This is a genomic window from Treponema berlinense (assembly GCF_052273165.1).
Classification (GTDB): domain Bacteria; phylum Spirochaetota; class Spirochaetia; order Treponematales; family Treponemataceae; genus Treponema_D; species Treponema_D berlinense_A.
In genome coordinates this window covers 1-19,050 of record NZ_DAVZIU010000007.1, presented here as the reverse complement: position 1 = coordinate 19,050, position 19,050 = coordinate 1, and the positions used below count along the sequence as shown (strand labels likewise).

The following is a 19,050-nucleotide window of genomic DNA, read 5'->3' as shown; positions in this document are numbered from 1 at the left end:
AAAAAATTAAGGTCAAGGAATGTTTTTTATAAACCAAAAATGTTCTTTTTACGAAAAAACTTACGCCGGGTTGTAGCAGCGCAAAGCGTTAAAAAAGCGGATTATGAAAATAATTCGCTTTTTTAATGGAGCGAAAGCGAAACTGCGAAAGACTGGGTTGACAGTTCAATGCCGTCCAAATTTTTTATTCTTTTACGCACAAAATTTTTCGGGTTTCGTCGATTCCAGGACCAACAATGCGCACAAAATAAAGTCCGCGCGCTACTGGTTTTGAGGCGTTGTTTGTTCCGTTCCAGCGGTAATAATGAGTTCCAGAGTTTACGCGTCCGTGATTAAGGCGTTTTACAATGTTTCCGTCGACAGTCATGACAAAAACGTTGAGATTTCCTTCGTCCGGCACATTTACTTCCAGAACAGCCTGCTCCCGCGCATTTACGTTTATTACGTTGTTGAGTATTGTAACTCCACCGCGCTGTTGCTTTACGCTTTTTATCTTGAACGACCACAAATCGACAAAAGAAAAATCGCCGGCATTTATTTTTTCAAGTGGCATTTTTAGTGCATAAAGAGGAACAGGATGAGAAGGATTTGCCGAACCGCCTATAAAATCGTCTGCATCGTTGTCGAGCAAAATGTCGTTTCCGTCCGTGTCTGTAATTTTGAACAAAAACTGAACCTCATCTCCACTTTTAAAACCGTAATCTTCGTTTTTGAGAGTGTAATTCCACAAAATTCCGTTGCCACCGTCCGCACTTTCTGGAAAAATTTCGCTCATAACAGAAGGATTCGGATGAGTTGCAACTGCCTTTAGCGAAGTTGGAAGCCAAACCCTCCAGTCGGTTCCGAGCAAAAGATTTACTTTATCGCTTATCATCTCTGACGAAAGGGCTGATTTTTTTGAAGGCACGAGTAAAAATTTTCTGTCAGATTCCATTTCGCCGTTTATTTTTATTTGGAGAGTAAGGTCTCTCTGTTCGAGAAGCACGCCGTTGTTTCCTTGTTCCACCGAAAAATCGTGAACTGCGTAGTCGCTGGAAACGGGAGCTGAGTTTTGGCCATAAATGCCTTTTTCGTTCCAGCCGTCATCGTCTTTTGGATTTGCATAGGCATAAAGAACGTCCAGTGCGTTTACTGCAAAGTCGCTCAGAGCGTGTCCTGAATTTTCGATCATGTAGTTTCCTAAAAAGTCGCGGATTTTTGTGTCTGCGACAGTAAGTCCAACTCCATCTTCAACTTTTTGCGAATTATAGCCAACATTTCTGAGCCAAAGGTTTTCTACGTCTGAAAGATTTATTGCTTTTTCGAGGAAGAACAAAAGCGCTGTGTATTCGTCCGAAGAAGAAACATATTCTGCTTTTGTAATTGCGTTTTCTTCGGCCAAAGTTCCTGCGGAAGAACCTTTTTTTACCAAAATAAAACTTTCTGCAATCTGCGACAAGGCTTCGTTCAAGTCCGCTTCGCTCAAATTTTTGAAAGATTTGTTTTCGCTTCCAAAAACCAGCTGCTTTGAAAAAATCGCATAAATTTTATTTTCGCCAATCGGGGCAAGAGTCATGATAATCGAAGGCGGAGTTACATTGAGAGATGTGAATTTTGTTTTTTGCGTGTATGAACTTGAAAGAAGGTTTCCAGCAAGATCCGTTATGTAACTGTCTTGAGGAGAGTAATAAACTTCGAAAGTTGTCCGGAGAGCGAGGGTTTTATCGCTCAATGGAAGGCGAATGTAAAGTCCGTCGGTCTGAGTTTTTGTATACTGTTCTTTAAAAATATTTCCGTAAACGACAGGAGAAATGTCGGTTCCACTTTCAAACGAAAATTCTCCTGTTTCGAGTTCTGTTTCAGAATCGTCAGATTTTTTTATTTTGTAAGAGAAATTTGAATTTGCATTTTTAAGAGAGCAGAGTCTTATTCCTCCAAAAGTTTTTGAATTTGAAAAACTGTCGTCTGGACGCGCGCCGCCACGATTGTCCGGCAATTTTCCGTCTTCGTTCCAGCCTTTTCTTGTCCGCCACCACGAATTCCATTTTTGAGCTTGAGTTTTGTCATTATCGAAAAAATGCAGTTCAATAAATTTTAATGTCGTGTCTGAAAGCGTACTTGAAGTTCCCAAAATTTCGTACGAATCAGATTCTTCTCCAAAAGCCCAGCTATTCCATGAAGCTTCGGACTTTATTACAGGAGCAACAACGGGACAAAGAATATCCCATTCGCCGTAAAGCGAGTCAGTTTTAGAAACGTCTTTTTCTCCATCTGACGAATAGTTATTTACCGTCAAAACCTGCAACTTGTGGTTTGTTTCCGTACCATTTGAATCAATTATGTTGCCAGAAAGATCACTTATTGCGGAATTTTCGAGAGAATACACAATTCCAGTTGGTGTTTCTGCTTTTTGAATGCAACCCGGCCAATAAAGATATTCGCCGTTAAAAGAAGGATTCAGGCTGTCGCTAAAACTCACAGTTCCGTTTGTCCAGCCAGCTATGCTCAGACGAATGCGATGTGTCTGAATGCTGTCTTCTTCTCCGGCTTTTGTGCTAAAAAGTCGATAAAGGGCATGAGGCGAATCTGAGTCATCTTTTGAAAAAGCGAGCAATTTTCCGTTTTCAATTGAAGCAAAACCATTGACGATAAGTCCGTTGCCATTTTCGTCTTGAGTTCCACTTCCTGTAGTTTTGCCAAATTTTTTTGTTGCGCGGATATTAGAATCTCCGTCTTCGCTCTGTAAAATTGTGCCGTCGTCAAAAGCAATGTTCACTGCTTCCGAGTATCTAAATTCAATAAAATTGTGCGAATCGTAAGACTTTTGTTCAGAGGCTTTTCCATTCGTGTGCAGTTCCTGTCCAGTGTAAACCGCAATCAAAACAGGGCTTGCCCGGTCTTCCGTCTGAGTATACCGCTCTGGCAAAGAACCATTTTTATTTCCGTCTCCGTAATTTTCGCACATAGTGTGTCCGTCAGCAGAAGTAAAAATTCCTTCCAAAAAGCTCAAATCCGTCGTTAAATTTTTATGAACGCCTTTTCTGTCTGTCGAATCAACCAGAGATTTTAAAGCCGAATTGCAGGGCAAGGTTCCAGTCGCATCCGTATTCCAGGAATTTTGACCTTTTAAATAAAAACTGCTCACATCGCCGTCCGCAGCCGTCAATTTTTTTGTACAGTCCGAATCAGAATAAACACCTTCAAAATTTTCTGAATTGTTAGAATATTTGAGCCCAACAATATTTTCTGCAATTTCGCCGTTTGAGTTTTCAAGAGGCAAGTCAAATTCAACAAAAATCACATCATCGTAAACCGAATACGCTTTTTTTATTTTTGGCACGGAAAACTGAACATTTGAATTCTGCAAACCGTCTTCGCAATTTTGAGAATCCTCTCCTGCGGCAAGCCATCCGCCTTCGACCGTTGTTTTTGTTATTTTTGAATTGAATGCAACAGCGTAAGGAATTCCCCATTGATTTTTTGTGACAGAGGCACTTGAATTAAACTGCGGATTTGATGCAGAATTGTCTGGAATTTTTAATTCAAGACCTTCTATATCTAGTCCATTTGCGTAAAAATTTTTTGAAACTTCAAAAATTGCGCCATTTACAGAAAGTTCCGCCCCATTTCCGCTTTCTTTATATTTTAAAATTGATGAATCTGTATCGTCCCAAAAATATGCAAACCGCGAATTTTCTTCCGCCGAAAAACGAGAGTCATTTTTAGAATAATTCTTTCCCCAGGCGACAAAATTGCCAGTTTTGAGAGTTTTTCTGCTTGCAACACTTAATTTGCCGGAATAAAAGAAAACGTCTTTAGCTTCGAGTTCTGATTTTAATTCAAAAGAATTTTCCAACGAGCCGTCCGAAAAATCTAAAATCAAAGCTGTTTCATTTAATTCAATTCTACCGTTTTCGCTCTGCCAGATTCCAGAAATTCCAGAATTTTCCGAAAGAATTTTAACTCCGCCAGAACAGTTAAAAACCTGCTTACCAGAAGAAATATAATCAGCACAAAAAAGTTCCGCAGAATCCGCAACCACAGAAAGCGAACCGGCAATATCAAAACCAGAAAATGAAACTCTAGAAACATTTGTGCCATCAGCTCCAGCGTTAATTTCAAGCCACGTCCGAGCCGTAACTTTTCCAGAATATTTTTGTTCTCCATACGAAATAACTTTTTGAACAGGCTCTGCACTCGAAAAAATTGCCTCTTCTAAAACACTGATTGTTCCGAGCGGTTTTAGGTAGCCGACATTTCCCTCCGCTTCGAGAGTTTTTGTTATTTCAAGTTTAAAAAATCCGTCTATGGAACTTTCGCAAAATGCGTTGGCGTCTATTTTTAAGTTTTTATTTTGAGAACTCAAACCGCCTTTTACATAAACTGCTTTTTTAGAATTACTCTGTTTTTTGTCCGTCAAAACGGCATCGGAAGCTACAAAAACTGATTTTTCATAAAACTGACCGCAATCAATTCCTTCAAAAGTTTTTGTTTCCGTCGTCGTCACGTCTCCATTCAATTTTACAGGACATTTCGCGTTCAAAGTTTTACACTCTGCGCCGCCAGCGAGACTAAAACCGTCAGAATCGCCGTTTATCACGACATTTCCGGCTTTAAGCAAAGCGACAGTTCCGTTAAAAACATTCTGACCCAAAAAACTTAAATCTCCGCAGTTTTTTATATTCACTGCGCCAGAAAAAATATTCTCCGCTTCAAAAGTCAAATCTCCGCTCGTTTCAACAAAGACCTCTTTTAAAACCCTGATTTTCTGTGAATTTTTACCGCTACCTGTAATTTTTAGATTTTCGTATTCAAAATAATCAGTGCCGTTTCCATCCCAAACAAAATCCGAAAAATTTCCATAATATTCAACCGTGCTGTCAGAACCGTTGACCATTTTTGCCGAAATTGTCTGACCTTCGCCCATTAACTTCAAAGTTCCGTTATTTGTAAAATTTTCTGCGCAACTTACATTAGATTTTTTCAAATCAAATGCCGCGTCTTTATTTACAGTAAGACTTTTTAATTTAATGTCTTTAATGTCGTCTTCGAGCGTCAAAATATAAGGTGCACTAGGATTTGAATTTCCCTTTGCAACGACAATTTCGCTTTTTTCGTCATCGAACGAAGGACATACATAGGCAGGAAAATTTCCATCTTCGTCGTAAGCCCAGTTTGTAGAAGTTGACCACTTTGAATCAGTTTTTCCAAGCCAAAAATATTTGTACGAAAACCAGTTTTCCGAAGTCGGACTGTGCGGATTAGAATCCTTGACAGTTTCGTCGGAAGGAATCAATCCAAGAAGTTTTTCTTTCGATGAGCCGACAGAAACTACAGAAACCGACTTATCTATTATTGAATAATTAAATTTTTTTGAATCTGGATTTTCCGAAAAAACCGCATACCACTTCTTTTCAATAGAAGAATCCAAGACAGAAAGAGTAACAGTATTTACAGTGCTAAAACCTTTCAACTCCATAGAAGAAAATGATTGATACGAACCATTTTTAAATTTTACAGTTGATGCAAGAATTTCCGCCTTAACAAAGAACTTTTTACTAAAAGTATTGTTTCCGAAAAACTCAATAATTCCACAATTTTCAAGCTTTACGTCTCCAGAAAAAACATTGTCTCCGTAAATTTCTGCATTTCCGCTTACAGAAAGTTCACCATTCAATCCACCGTAAAAAAATACTTTTTCGCTATTTTTTGTATTAACGCTGATGATTCCAGAAGTATTAAAAAGATTGACCTTAACTGGAGAACTTTCGCTTCCAAAATAAATGCTGCCGGAATCAGAATAAAGAGCTGTCCACCATCCGATTTTTACGCTGTCTTCGCTGCCATTAAAATGAATATCGTTTTTTGCAGAAATACTTGAATTTAAAACCGCATTTCCGTTAAAAACAATATCGTTTGCCGCAGAAACACTTGAGTTTAAAACCGCATTTCCGTTAAAAACCAAATTGTACACATCTGTTACGGAACCGCCAATTTCAATATCGCAAGCCGTTACTGTAGTTCCACCAAAATAAACAGTACCGTTTCCAGACGCTTTTCCTTTTATGCCGCCTTTAAACGAGACTTTTTTTTCTGACAAAAAAACAATATCGTCCGCAGACAAAACCACAGTTTTGTCAAAAGTTAAAGTTCCGCTTGTATAAAAATCGCGATAAGCGGTAACAGAACCGCTTACTGACAAATTTTTTATTTTTTCGTTATTCGGAGCACTTACTTTAGAACCAACAATCCCTTTAAAAACGCAGTTGCCAGTTATCGAAACGTCTTTTTTTGAATCCTTACTGTGGCTTACAAGATTTCTTTCAAAAGTAACAGTCGAACACTCAATCTTAACATCTGCATTTACAAGCACACTTCCGCCATAAGTTTGAGTTTCTGTAGTTTTTATACTGGAACAACCGCCCAAAAAACTTGTTTTTTTGTTTCCTTCAATAGTTATGCTTTTAGCCGAGATATTTCCACGCAAAAGAAAAGAATCTCCGCCGTCCGCAATACCACTTCCAGAAATCAGAAATTCACCACCACACTCGATATTAGACGGATTTGTTCCTTCGTATATTTTTTCGAAGTGAATATTTCCGCCAGAAGTTAAATTCGCAGCCGTTGCCTTGCCGTTTCCAGAAACTTCGACTTTTCCAGAAACACTAACATTTCCGCTCCAAGAAAAATCTCCGCCAACAGATAAATCTCCGCCTTTAATTTCAATTTCCGTAGCGTTTAAATCAGAATTAAAAACAAGACCTGTTTCTGCCACAATTTTTCCAGCACTTACAGAATCAGTAATCGTAACGTTTGTGTCAAATTTTGCAGAATCCCCAGCTTTTGGACAAACACTTGCCGCGCTTTCGTTTCCGTTTTCGTCAATAATATTCCAGTTTCCGACATCGCCCCAATTTCCGCTCGAAAAACCTTTCCACTTATAATCCGTTGCCACACAAAAAAAAGTTGCAGCAAACAAAAGCACAATACCACTCAAAAAATTTTTAATTCCACCAAAAACGCAATTTTTTCCGTCAACAAACCGTAAATAAAAATCTTTCTTAAAAAAAACATTATTCATTTTTCAAACCCAGTTCAAAAAAGCAATTTTCCAAAATCCGCAAACCACAAAATTTCAGAAAAACCAAAAATTTAAACTATTCCTTTTAGAAAATCGGCATAAAAAACAAACCAGTTTAGAAAATCACTTTCTTCAAAAAATAACCCTGCTTTTCTTGCGCTCAATACTCAAAAAAAACAGGGTTCTAATACTTCAAAATTACGGCAATTAAAAAACAATAACCGAATCTTCTTCGTGAACAGGATATTTGTTTGTTTGCCCTGTTTCATCATCAAAAAAATCTTCAACAAATTCAATTTTTAAGACATTTTCCGCAAGACTTTCATCAAGCGAGATTTCCAAATCAGCAGTCGAAAGCGGGGTATTCCATTTTATCTTCGCAAACTGCTCATAAAGTTCATTCGCTTCGACAAAAGCTTCCCGGCCAGCCTTGATATGAATATATGCCACAGGGTCTTGAGAATCTCCCATCAGTCTGACGAGATAAACAGCTTTATAAATTTTTTTACAGATATATCCTGCATCAAACATAACTAAATTATATCACGAAATAATTTTTTTTCATTAAAATGCAAACTTTGGGCGTTACCTGCATTCGCAGGCCGCTCTGTCCAGGGTTCCGGCTTTCCGCCTCCATTGCTTACGCAACGCGCAAAGCGCGCCCTTCCCGCCGCTAACGCAAGCAGCTCTCGCACGAGCAGTAGCGTTTATACCTTGTGCTAACGCACAATCGTGCCCACTCGCCTCTTTTAAGCGCTATTTTGTGCCCGTTTTATTAGTTGCCTTTTCCTACGAGACACATGAGCCAGCAAGCTGGCTCGCACGAGCAGTAGCGTTTACACCTTGTGCTGTCGCACAATCGTGCCCACTCGCCTCTTTTAAGCGCTATTTTGCGCTCGTTTTATTAGTTGCCTTTTCCTACGAGACACATGAGCCAGCAAGCTGGCTCGCACGAGCAGTAGCGTTTACACCTTGTGCTGTCGCACAATCGTGCCCACTCGCCTCTTTTAAGCGCTATTTTGCGCTCGTTTTATTAGTTGCCTTTTCCTACGAGACACATCCACTCGGCTTGGGCACAGAGGGTTTCGCCTACGTAGGCTTTTCCTTCCTGTACTACCATGTTTTTGGTACATCGCTTGTTTACTACTTCCATTCTTACGGTATCGCCCGGGCGCACCTGATGTTTAAATTTTACGTTGTTTACTGTTGCAAGAAAGAACAAGCTTCCTTCGTCAAATTTTTTCTGAAGGCTCAATGCTGCTCCTCCGCCCTGTGCCATTGTTTCTACAAGAATTACTCCAGGAACTACAGGATATTCAGGAAAGTGTCCTTTAAAGAAAAAATCTTCTTCTGTAAATTTGCGTGTACATACACAGCCGTTTTCGTCATAACTTTCGATTGTATCCACAAACAAAAAAGGTTTTCTGTGCGGTAAAAGTGATTCAATATCTGTAAATGCCATTGTTTTCTCCCATTAAAAAAAGAGCCTGCATTTTGCAGGCATTTTGCTCGCGTGAGCGATTGTAGCGGCGGCTCTGCCGTTGGTAAGCAGCTCGCTGCGTCCAATGGAGCGTCAGCGGAACCGCGAAAAGCGCGACGGCGCAAGCCGGCACGCCCTCTTTTGTAAAAAACAACCCCAAAATTTTCGCAATAAGCGTTTTTAGAGTTTTTTAATTATTTTACTCTCTTGAAAACCAAAATTCCGTTGTGTCCGCCAAAACCGAAGTTTCCGCTCATTGCAACAGGAACGTCGATTGCAAGCCCTTTGTTTGGTGTGTAGTCAAGGTCGCATCCGCCTTCTACGTCTGGATTGTCAAGGTTGATTGTTGGTGGAATAAAGTTGTCTTCGATTGCTTTTACGCAGACAAAAGCTTCGAGAGAACCAGCGTTTCCAAGACAGTGTCCTGTCATTGATTTTGTCGAAGAAATGTGCAATTTGTATGCAGCGTCGCCAAATGCGTTTTTGAGCATTTTTGTTTCGCCAGAATCGTTCAAGTGTGTTGAAGTTCCGTGAGCGTTGTAGTAAACAACATCTTCTGGTTTAACATGAGCATCTTCGAGAGCGAGAGTCATTGCGCGCGCGCCTTCGATTCCGTTCGGATTTGGAGCTGTAAGATGGTAACCGTCTGTTGTTGCTCCGTATCCTGCAACTTCTGCATAAATTTTAGCACCACGTGCTTTTGCATGTTCATATTCTTCCAAAATAAGGATTGTAGAACCTTCACCCATGATAAATCCATCGCGGTCTTTGTCGAACGGACGGCTTGCTTTTGAAGGATTGTCTGCCCATTTTGAAGAAAGTGCCTGCAAAACGCCAAAACTCAAGTTTGTAAATCCGTTGATTGCAGACTCTGCACCGCCAGCAAGAGCAACATCAACGCGTCCAGCACGAATCTGGTCAAGAGCATAGCCAATTGCATCTGTTCCAGAAGCACAGGCTGTACAAACAGTGTGAGCTGGTCCGTGAATATTGTTTACGATACAAACGTTTCCTGCAGCTTCATTTGGAATAAGTTCAGGAATTGTCATTGGTGGAGTGCGTGTAAAGTTTGAGCTAAAATATGATTTGAACCCAGCTTCTGTAACTTCAAAACCACCGATTCCAACACCAAGATAAACACCAGCTTTGTCGAGCACCGCTTCGTTTCCAGTAAGTTTTGCATCTTCAAGAGCCATTTTACTTGCGGCAACAGCAAACTGTGTAAAGCGTGCCATCTTGCGAGCTTCTTTTGCATCCATATAATCGCTAGCTTTAAAATCTTTTACTTCAGCGTCGTATTTTACTTTAAAAGGAGTTGCATCGTATCCGGCGATTGGAGCAACACCGCTTTTTCCTGCCTTGAGGGCAGCCCAAGTTTCGTCTGCAGAATTTCCGACTGGACTTACACAACCAAGTCCTGTAACAACAACTTTTCTCATCTTTTTCTCCTATAGAAAAATCCAGTTTGCCACGCAAAACTGTTTAAAATAATAAACCAGCAAAAAATTCAAGCTGATTCTAACTTTCTTTTTATTTACTATGACAAAATAGCAGTTTTTGTCATTTTAAGCAAGTGTTTTTTTTTTCATTGCAGAACTATCAGCTAAGTAAACAATTCAAAATAAAAGCTATATAATAAAAAAAATGAACGCTAAATTATTTTTTAAAACAATCGCATTAGCCACAGTTCTTGCAGGCTGTGCTTCAAGCAACGTCGAATACTCACCTTTCTCCCTGTCTTACGCAACACCAGACGAACTCGAAAAAAGACAAAGTCCTGTCCCTCTCATTCCAGGCGACAGTTCTGGAAATATCGATTTTAAACTCCAGTATCCGTCAGGAACTAAAGACGACGGCATGATAACTTCATATCTTGACAAAAATTCAAATTTCAAAAACAAGTATTTTTCAAAATACACGGACACAAACAATACTGAATGGATAAGAATTTCCCTCAACGCCTCCGATCAGGGCAAATCTCAAAATGGCTCTTCTGTCCGCGTAGAACTCGCACAAATATCAAGATGGGCACTTCAAGGCACCCATTCTTTCACCTACACTTTTTTCGGAAACTGCTCCAACGTCTCAGAAGCAAAATTTACGGTCGGCCAGTTTTTAGCAAGCAAACTCCCAAACACAAACGGAAAGCCAACAGACCGTCCTCTCTGCCGAATCGAAGTAGAACAAGGAAAAATTGTTGCAAAGATCCGAAATTATTACGAAGCAGATAAAGTTGACAAAATAAACGGCGATCCGATAAAAATTGAGCTTGGAAAGTGGATTCCTTCACAAGAAACTACAATCAAAATCCAAACAGAAGACAAAAAACTCACAATCTTCCGCGACGGAGAAAAAAAGGGAAGCGTCAGTTTTACAGCAAAAGTCTGCTCCGACGAACGAAATTATTTTAAAGCGGGAATATACTATCAGAACAAAGATTCCCCGCAAATTTTTACAGAAATATTCCTGAAAAACTTAATAATAGAATAAAAAAAACGCGCCATAAAGGCGCGAAAGCAAGAAATATACGGCAAAAACGAGTTTTTTTGTCAGCGTAAAATTTTACGCACCCATTCCACCGTCAACACCAATAACTTGTGCTGTCACATAAGAACTCAAGTCGCTCGCAAGGTAAAGAGCGGTATTTGCAACATCTTCCGGAGTTCCAGGACGTTTGAGAGGAATTTTTTCAATCATTGCCTGTTTCAATTCCTCTTTAAGAACATTGGTCATATCTGTTTCGATAAAACCAGGAGCAATGCAGTTTACGCGAACACCGCGACCACCAACTTCTGCAGCCAACGATTTAGAATAAGCAATAAGACCGCCTTTAGAAGCAGCGTAGTTAACCTGACCGCCATTTCCGTGAACACCGACAATCGAAGACATATTGATAATTGAACCAGAACGTTTTCTGATCATATCGTTAGAAACAATCTGACAGATTAAAAAAGCAGCAGTAAGGTTGATTCTCAAAACATCGTCCCAATCAGTTTTTTTCATTCTGAACGAAAGACCATCGCGCGTAATTCCAGCATTGTTTACAAGAACATCAAAACCACCAGCTTCTGCAAGAGCAGATTTCACAACTTCTGTCACCTGTTCAGCATTGCCTACATCAGCATAAATTTCGTGAAAAGCCACACCGTTTTCTTTTGCAAGAGCTTCGATTTCTGCTTTTCCAGCACTTTCTTTAGAACAAAGTCCCCAAACTTCACAACCGTTTTTAATAAAAGATTCAACAATTCCACGGCCAATTCCACGGCTGGAACCAGTCACAAGAGCCTTTTTATTCTGAAGCAACATACTTCCTCCCAAATTCATTAAAGCGATGCCAAAACTTCAGCAGTGTTTACAGCAACAGCAGGCAAAGCTGCACCAAATTCAGTCTGTCCCCAAAGACCAGACAAAACTTTTCCAGGACCAACTTCAAGAACAGCCCACTCACTTCCATCTTCCTTAATCAAATCAGCAAGAACTTTTTCTTCGTCAGTCCAGCGAACTGGATTTGTAAGATGATCAACTGCACTTGCCTTTGCAGGCGCGCCTTCTGTAACTTTTTTTCCTGTCACATTAGAAAAGAGCGTAATTTTTGGGTCTGTAAAAGTAAAAGGTTCAAGCGCCACCTTAAAATTATCAGCAGCTCTCTGCATAAGCGGCGAGTGGAAAGGACCAGCAACAGCAAGGCGTACAACACGACGTGCCCCGCAAGCCTTCGCCGCTTCTTCTACCTTAGCAAGACCGTCGGCAGTTCCTGCAACTACAGTCTGTTTTACAGAATTCAAGTTTGCAGCATAAGCACCATCGATTCCAGCTGCGATTTCTTCAACCTTTTCTGGCGGCAAACCAAGAACAGCGCTCATTCCAGGCGCATTTCCAGCATTTTCCTCAGCAATCTGTTCGCAAACAGTCTGCATAATCGAACCGCGTTGGCATACGATTTTGATAACATCTTCGAAAGATAAAATTCCAGCAGCATAAAGGGCTGGAAATTCTCCGAGCGAAAATCCCATTGCAGCAGAAGGTTCAATTCCCTTTGTTTTAAGAGCGGCCATTATCGCAATACTTGCAGTAGTAATTGCAAGCTGGCTGTTATCCGAGCGGTTGAGTTCTTCCTGAGGAGTATCCCATAAAAGTTTTGCAACATCTTTTCCAGAAATTTTAGAAGCTTCGTCAACAACCTTTTGTGCTTCCGGATATGCTTCACAAATATCCTTAATCATTCCTTGTGCCTGAGCACCCTGTCCAGGAAACAAAAATGCATATTTCTTTGCCATAGTTTTCTCCTTGATAAAAAATTGAGTTTGACAAAAATCAACAAAATGTCATTTTGCACAGTTTATAAAATTCTTCAGGAATATGCAAGGGCGTTACGGCTTCGCCGTCGCTACGACCGCCCCTTCGCATTCGCTCCGTCCCTTCGGGACAGCTGACGCTGGGGCTATCATCGCTAACGCAATTTTTGCATTATTTTGTATTTTTTAGGACATCGACAGTATGGCTAGAAGCACCAAGCAATTCAATCCTCTCTGCATTTGCCAGTTGATATTTTACAAAAAGCTCAAATGTTTCTTCGTCCATTGCATTTAATTCCCGGCGCATATAATCAGAAGGACCGTCTGCCGCAATAATTTTTATGCGTTCAAGACCAGATTTTTTATTCAATTTATTTATATCATCAAGTCGCAGATAACTGTAAAGCTCTTTTTCGCTGCTTACAGTTTTAAAATCCTCTGTCACGCTTCCGTTTTTCAAACATTCTTTTATTTTGTTTTTCTTAAAACAGTACTCGATAATGCTGTAATCGTTCATAACATAGGCAACAAGAATAAACCCGTCTTTTTTTGTTACCCGCTTAGCCTGTTCAAAAACCTTAATTCTTTCTTCTTCCGTGTGCAAATGATACATCGGTCCAAAAATCAAAGTTATGTCAAAAAAATCCGCATCCAAAAAATTCAAATCCAGGGCATTTCCTGGCCAGATATGAACTCCAGCCTGATGCTTTGCCTCAATTACCTTGCGATTTCGTTCAACAAGTTCAACCGCCGTAACAGAATGGCCTTCCTGAGCCAAAGCCACAGAATAGCGTCCGGTTCCCGCTCCAACATCAAGAATTTTCAGATTTTTTCGTTCGCCTATACACTCAGAAATATATTTTTTAGTAACTGTATATTCTACAATTCCATGCCGCGTTGTAAGACGATGTTCTTCGTTAAATTTATTGTAATAAGTTTCAAGTAAAGTCATAAATCAAACCGCAACTGAAAAGCCAGGAACGTCATCCGCACTAATCGGCTTACTGAACAAATATCCCTGAATAAAATCGCACTGCATAGAACAGAGTTTGTCGTACTGCCATTTGTGCTCAACGCCTTCAACAGTCAGTTTCATTCCCAAACCATGCACAAGTTGCACAATATTCTGAATAAAATCTTCTTTTCCGTCCACCAGATAATTGTCAACGAGAGATTTGTCAATTTTTACCTTGTCAGCCGGTACAAAAGTCAAATAACTGAGAGAAGAATAACCCGTTCCAAAATCATCGAGTGCAAGTCCAACACCAATTTTTGCAAGCTCGTCAAAAAGTTGAGTTACACGTCCTTTTTTGCCCATAAAAAGACTTTCTGTAATTTCAATTTCGATTAAATCTGACGGAATCCTGTATTTTTCCATAAGCTTTTTCAAATACGGAACATAACTGTCATCAATAAGTTGTCCATTTGAATAGTTTATTGCAACTTTTCTAAGTTTCATTCCTTCAGAACGCCAAGCATCCATCTGACACAAAACTTTTTCAGTAACAATTCTTCCAATTTGAGCAATAAAACCGCTGCTTTCTGCCACAGGAATAAAAACATCTGGTCCAACAGAATAATCCCTCAAGCGGACAAGAGCTTCAAAAGCACAGACATCTCCTGTTTTTGTGGAAATTTCTGGCTGATAGCGAATTTCAAAACCACCACGTTCACATTCGTCTTTTAGAATATCAATAATCGAATTGCGCCTCAAAACAGATTCTTTCATTTCTGACAAAAAGCCAAGACAGGTTCCAACTCCAATTTTTTTTGCCTCGTACATTGCAATATCCGCATTTGTAAGAAGTTCATCGTACGAAACATCAATGGACGAGTCTGCAAACCCCGAAGTTACGGTTATTGAAAGTTTTGTTCCTTTAAAATACATCGGTTCATTGAGTAATTGACGCAAAAGTTCAATTTCGCGCCCATTTTTTTCAATATGACCGCACTTATAGACAAGCAAAAATTCATCTCCGCCGTAGCGCGCCGCAAAATATTCACCGTTTACAGTAAGTTTTGCAAGCCGGCGTCCGTATTCTTTTAGGACAAAGTCGCCACAAGCATGTGTGTAAGTGTCGTTGTAATTTTTAAAATCATCAACATCCATCAAAAAAAGCGTAAACGGCAAACCAGTATGTATAAGTTTTTTTATTTCTGCTTCTCCGTGGCTTCTGTTTGGAAGTTCTGTTAAACCGTCATTGTTTGCAACAAAAGTCAATTTTGTTTTCGAATCAATCAGCTCCCTGTTAATCTGGCGCATTTTTTTGTTCATCACCATAACGATTTCATTGATTTTTTTTGATTTGTAATAGTTTGTAATAAAAACGACGAGCATCAAAATCAAAGAAAGTATTATAAAAAATACAGAAATGAATAAATTTTTATGTTTTTTTAAAATATTTTCCGCTTTGTTAAAAAAAATCGTTTCGGAAGGCAAGGTTGAAGGATTTATATTGAATTCTTTCAGAAGCTTGTAATCAAAAACACATTTTCCTGCCGAAAACTCATCGTATTCAAAATCAAAAACATGTTTTTTGCCTTCGAGAATTTCATAAACAATTTCTACTGCATGACAGGCGGCTTCATAATGATCATAGACTTTTCCGCCTAAAAAACCATTTCCAATACCTACGACATTTGTTCTATAAACAGGAATTCTCCGTGAATATGAACTGATAAAATCAATAAGTTGATAAATAGAAAAAGAATTTCTATGCGCATACGACTGCAAAGAAGAAAGACACAAAACAACCGAATCTGCTTGAATTGCAGACAACCGAACTGCAATCTGTTCAGGAGAATTTCGAGAAATCGTAATAAACTCATAGGTTAAATTCGGATATTTTTTTATCGCATCCAAAAACTGCATTCTGTCACCACGTCCTGTCAAAGAATCATCAAGAATACAGTAAATTTTTTTAACCTTTGGATTTTGCTCAATGATTATTTCGAGAGTTTCATCAACAAAAATTTTTTCTCCGAATCCTGTAAACCAGGAATTTTTTTGAGCATTTTTTGCATGAGAAATATCGTTTACCCCAAAAAACACAACTGGAACATCTTTAAAAAGCTCATCATGGAACTGCTCAATAAAAGTCAAGGCAGCGTCATCACTTACAATAACCGCTTTGTAATTTGTCGGACGCATAGAAATTTTATGCTTTACTGTCTTATAAAAAAGCTCATAATTTTCAACAGTGTTATAATTAAGCATATCCATGTACATTACTTCGTACATAATGCCTTTTTTTTGCATAGAATATTCAATGCCTTCAAGCTGATTCTTTGTAATCAAATAGCGAGGATCATAAGAACTTATATAAAGAACATCGTAAGATTTGTTTTCGTCCAACTCAAATGGCTCAAACCTATTAATTTCGCCTCTGAGAAAAATAAAAATTAAAAGGGCTATTCCAGTCAGCGCACAAATAACAGCCAAACCAGTCAAAACAGAAGTAAGAATTATCGATTTTCTTCTATTCATAACGCCACTCCCTTTAGAAAAACATATTCCATACTAGTCTATCATAAAAAAAACTTAACTAAAAATCCTGATTGATAATTTATCGTTATCGTACAAGAAAAGTCTTTTACCAAGGACAGTCGGTGTCGCACTAACTGCTTTATCATTGTTTTATCAACAAGGAAATAAGATAAAAACAGCCGAAAATAGCGTCTGTTTTTATCTTCAAAAGTTTGCATTGCAATTTTACTGGAGGAACATTTATGGCTATGTTTTTTTTATTTTTAGGATTTATCGCTTTATGGGCAATTACAGAAATTATCGAAACTTTTTTAAACGAAAAACGCCGGCATGAGAGCCGGCGCTGTCAAAAAAAAAACACTCCGCTGGATAGACTAAAGGCAAGCGAAAAGAGAAAAACTATTCGGTAAGCAGGTTGTTGCTTTCAACGTAATTTTTACACTTGCGTTCCCAGTCGATTCCACCAATGCGTGTAAAACCGTTGAGCCACTGCTGCCAGTTTTCCCTAATAAGGACGCGTTTTCCTGTAACAAAGTCCATAACGCCCTGTTCGTAATATTTTTTTACCTCAGCAGACGGAGCTGGCAAACCTTCTGAACCAAGAGCTGGAGTCCAGTCCTGATTCTGCATATCTTTCAAAACTGCGTATGCACTCATTTTTTTGCCGTTGCGACTTATCCAGGTCGGGTAGCGACTTTCAAGTTCAACTTCGCTGTTATAAAAAATCAAATTTCTAAGCTGAAGATAACGTGCAAATGATTTTTGAGTATACGCTTTTGAAGGGTCAGCCAAACCTTCGGTTGTAATTTTTCCGTTTTCGTCACGTCTGTAATTTACACCTTCTTCGCCAAATCCCAAACGATAATAACCTTCATCGCTACTCATCCATTCAAGCAGTCTTGCAATTACTTCAATTTTACCTTTTTCTCTGGCATTTTTGCTGATCGCATAGATGCGGTGTCCCTGATCAGTGTAAATTCCAACCGATTTAACTCCAGACGGACCTGTCGGAGGTTCAATTACAATCCATTCTCCATTAGGAAATCTTTCGTCAAACGGCGCATAGTTATTTTCAAGGGCAAAGGCGGCATTTTGTTCACGCATAATTCCAAAACGTCCTGATTTCCAGGCATTTCTAAAATCATCTTTTTTATAAACGACCCAATTCGGATCAATTACTTTTTCGCTGACCATCTGGCGCACAAAATTTACCGCATCAAAATAACTGTCTTTGTAAATATTAAGTCCAGCAGTATCTTTGTTAAAATCAAAAGTTCCTTCTACTCCAAAAGCACCAAAAATCGGGTCAAATTTTGACCCCAAGCCTTCTGAATTCTTTTTGATTTCGAGATAAGCGCCGTAACCATAAGTGTCGTTTTTTCCGTTGCCGTCAGGATCATTGTAAGTAAAAGCCTTCATTACGTTCATGTAATCGTCGAGAGTTACAGGAATTTCAAGCCCAAGTTTATCAAGCCAGTCTTTTCTAATCAAAATTCCTTCGTTTTTTACAACTGAACCTGGCTGGCTCAAAGCATAGTGCTTTCCCTTGTAACCATAAGACTTGCGCTCTTTTACATCATACATCTGAGAAGTACGAGTCGGCATAAGTTCGTACATGTCATCAACGTAAGAAAGACATTCTTTTTTCATCAATGTTGGCAAAACAGTTCCGCTCACAACAAAAATATCCGGCAGACGTCCAGCCTCTGCGGCAGCTGTAATTTTTTTGTTCGCTTCTGCAGAACTTGCAGGCACAGCAGAAATTTTCAACTCGATATTCAATTTTCTGCGGATAATGTTAAAAACGTCCCAATCTGCTGGCGGTTCTCCAGCTTCAGAAAAAGTTGCACCGTACCATAATTCTACAGGAACAATATTTTTTCCTTTAGAACCGCATGAAGTAAGAATCACTGCAAGAAAAAGTGCTGCGCAAACAGCTGAAATTTTACATTTCATTTAAAATTCCTCCAAACACATTTATTCTAAAACTTAATTATATTCAATTCAAATAAATATACAGCAACCTTAAAATATACCATATGGCAATTTTTATTTCGAGATTTTAGAGATATTCTTTTGTTATTCTTTCTTAAAAAATCGCTTCTCTACACCTATATTTTTCTCTTGTCCAATCAGCAAACTTAATTCATAATTATTTTTTATGAACATTCTTGTAAGCGCCTGCCTCTTAGGTTTTGATGTAAAATACGACGGCGGAAACAACGGCTCAATTTTGCCAGAAGAAACTTTTGAGCGCCTAAAAAAAATCGCAAACATAATTCCAGTCTGTGCAGAATGCATGGGCGGACTTTCCTGTCCACGCTCTCCCTGCGAAATTTCTGGAGAAAACGTAATCGACTCGCAAGGCAACGACAGAACTCTTCAATTTAAAAAAGGTGCGCAACAGGTTTTAAAAGCAGCAAAAATGTTCGGCTGCTCTTTTGCGCTTTTAAAAGAAAGAAGTCCTTCGTGCGGCTCTGGAAAAATCTATGACGGCTCGTTCAGCCACAAAATCATCGACGGAAACGGAATAACGACAGCTCTTTTACTAAAAAACGGAATAAAAGTTTTTGGAGAAAACCAAATAGAAGAACTATTTGAATCTCTCCGTCTTGCAAAAGCACCGCTTCAACTGAGTTTTGCTTTTTAAAATTATTTAAGTCGTCAAGCTAAAACTGTCAAACAAACATATTTTCAAGGCACGATTTTTTGAGATTTTTCAGTTTTT

The 19,050-nt window shown here is 39.1% G+C and carries 11 protein-coding genes; 2 read left to right on the top strand and 9 right to left on the bottom strand.

The features are described from left to right. Window positions 1-184: 184 nt before the first annotated feature. From ACT6XC_RS03860 to fabF, 4 genes are all read right to left on the bottom strand, one after another. Window positions 185-7,060 (bottom strand): hypothetical protein, encoded by a 6,876-nt coding sequence (locus tag ACT6XC_RS03860; protein WP_443740859.1) that lies wholly within the window; start codon window positions 7,058-7,060, stop codon window positions 185-187. Window positions 7,061-7,267: 207 nt separating this feature from the next. Then, a complete protein-coding gene (locus ACT6XC_RS03855; RefSeq protein WP_443737795.1) occupies window positions 7,268-7,591 on the bottom strand; it encodes a hypothetical protein in 324 nt (107 codons plus the stop codon). Window positions 7,592-8,093: 502 nt separating this feature from the next. Then, window positions 8,094-8,522 (bottom strand): 3-hydroxyacyl-ACP dehydratase FabZ, encoded by a 429-nt coding sequence (gene fabZ / locus ACT6XC_RS03850; protein ID WP_078930743.1) that lies wholly within the window; start codon window positions 8,520-8,522, stop codon window positions 8,094-8,096. 212 nt (window positions 8,523-8,734) lie between these two features. Beyond that, on the bottom strand, window positions 8,735-9,979 hold the full coding sequence (gene fabF / locus ACT6XC_RS03845; protein WP_443740858.1) for a beta-ketoacyl-ACP synthase II: 1,245 nt from the start codon (window positions 9,977-9,979) through the stop codon (window positions 8,735-8,737). A 205-nt stretch (window positions 9,980-10,184) separates the two neighbouring features. Here fabF and ACT6XC_RS03840 point away from each other — a divergent pair, with 205 nt between their 5' ends. Next, complete coding sequence (locus ACT6XC_RS03840) at window positions 10,185-11,030, top strand: polysaccharide lyase family 7 protein (protein ID WP_443740857.1); 846 nt, start codon at window positions 10,185-10,187, stop codon at window positions 11,028-11,030. A 72-nt stretch (window positions 11,031-11,102) separates the two neighbouring features. On the opposite strand, the gene fabG is transcribed toward ACT6XC_RS03840, so the two are convergent. The 5 genes from fabG to ACT6XC_RS03815 all read right to left on the bottom strand — a co-directional run bounded on the left by fabG (window position 11,103) and on the right by ACT6XC_RS03815 (window position 18,278). Further along, window positions 11,103-11,846, bottom strand: a complete 744-nt coding sequence (gene fabG, locus ACT6XC_RS03835) for a 3-oxoacyl-[acyl-carrier-protein] reductase (RefSeq protein WP_443740856.1) — start codon at window positions 11,844-11,846, stop codon at window positions 11,103-11,105. Window positions 11,847-11,863: 17 nt separating this feature from the next. Then, window positions 11,864-12,817: an ACP S-malonyltransferase gene (locus ACT6XC_RS03830; protein ID WP_443740855.1), complete on the bottom strand. Its 954-nt coding sequence runs from the start codon at window positions 12,815-12,817 to the stop codon at window positions 11,864-11,866. A gap of 190 nt (window positions 12,818-13,007) precedes the next feature. Then, entirely contained in the window at window positions 13,008-13,787 is a 780-nt protein-coding gene (locus ACT6XC_RS03825; RefSeq protein ID WP_443740854.1) for a methyltransferase domain-containing protein, read from the bottom strand. Window positions 13,788-13,790: 3 nt separating this feature from the next. Next, window positions 13,791-16,322, bottom strand: a complete 2,532-nt coding sequence (locus ACT6XC_RS03820) for an ABC transporter substrate binding protein (RefSeq protein WP_443740853.1) — start codon at window positions 16,320-16,322, stop codon at window positions 13,791-13,793. Between the two features lie 399 nt (window positions 16,323-16,721). Continuing rightward, window positions 16,722-18,278, bottom strand: coding sequence for an extracellular solute-binding protein (locus ACT6XC_RS03815; protein ID WP_443740852.1), 1,557 nt, complete (start codon window positions 18,276-18,278; stop codon window positions 16,722-16,724). A gap of 205 nt (window positions 18,279-18,483) precedes the next feature. On the opposite strand from ACT6XC_RS03815, the gene ACT6XC_RS03810 reads away from it, so the two are divergent. Then, complete coding sequence (locus ACT6XC_RS03810; RefSeq protein ID WP_443740851.1) at window positions 18,484-18,972, top strand: DUF523 domain-containing protein; 489 nt, start codon at window positions 18,484-18,486, stop codon at window positions 18,970-18,972. Window positions 18,973-19,050 lie beyond the last annotated feature (78 nt).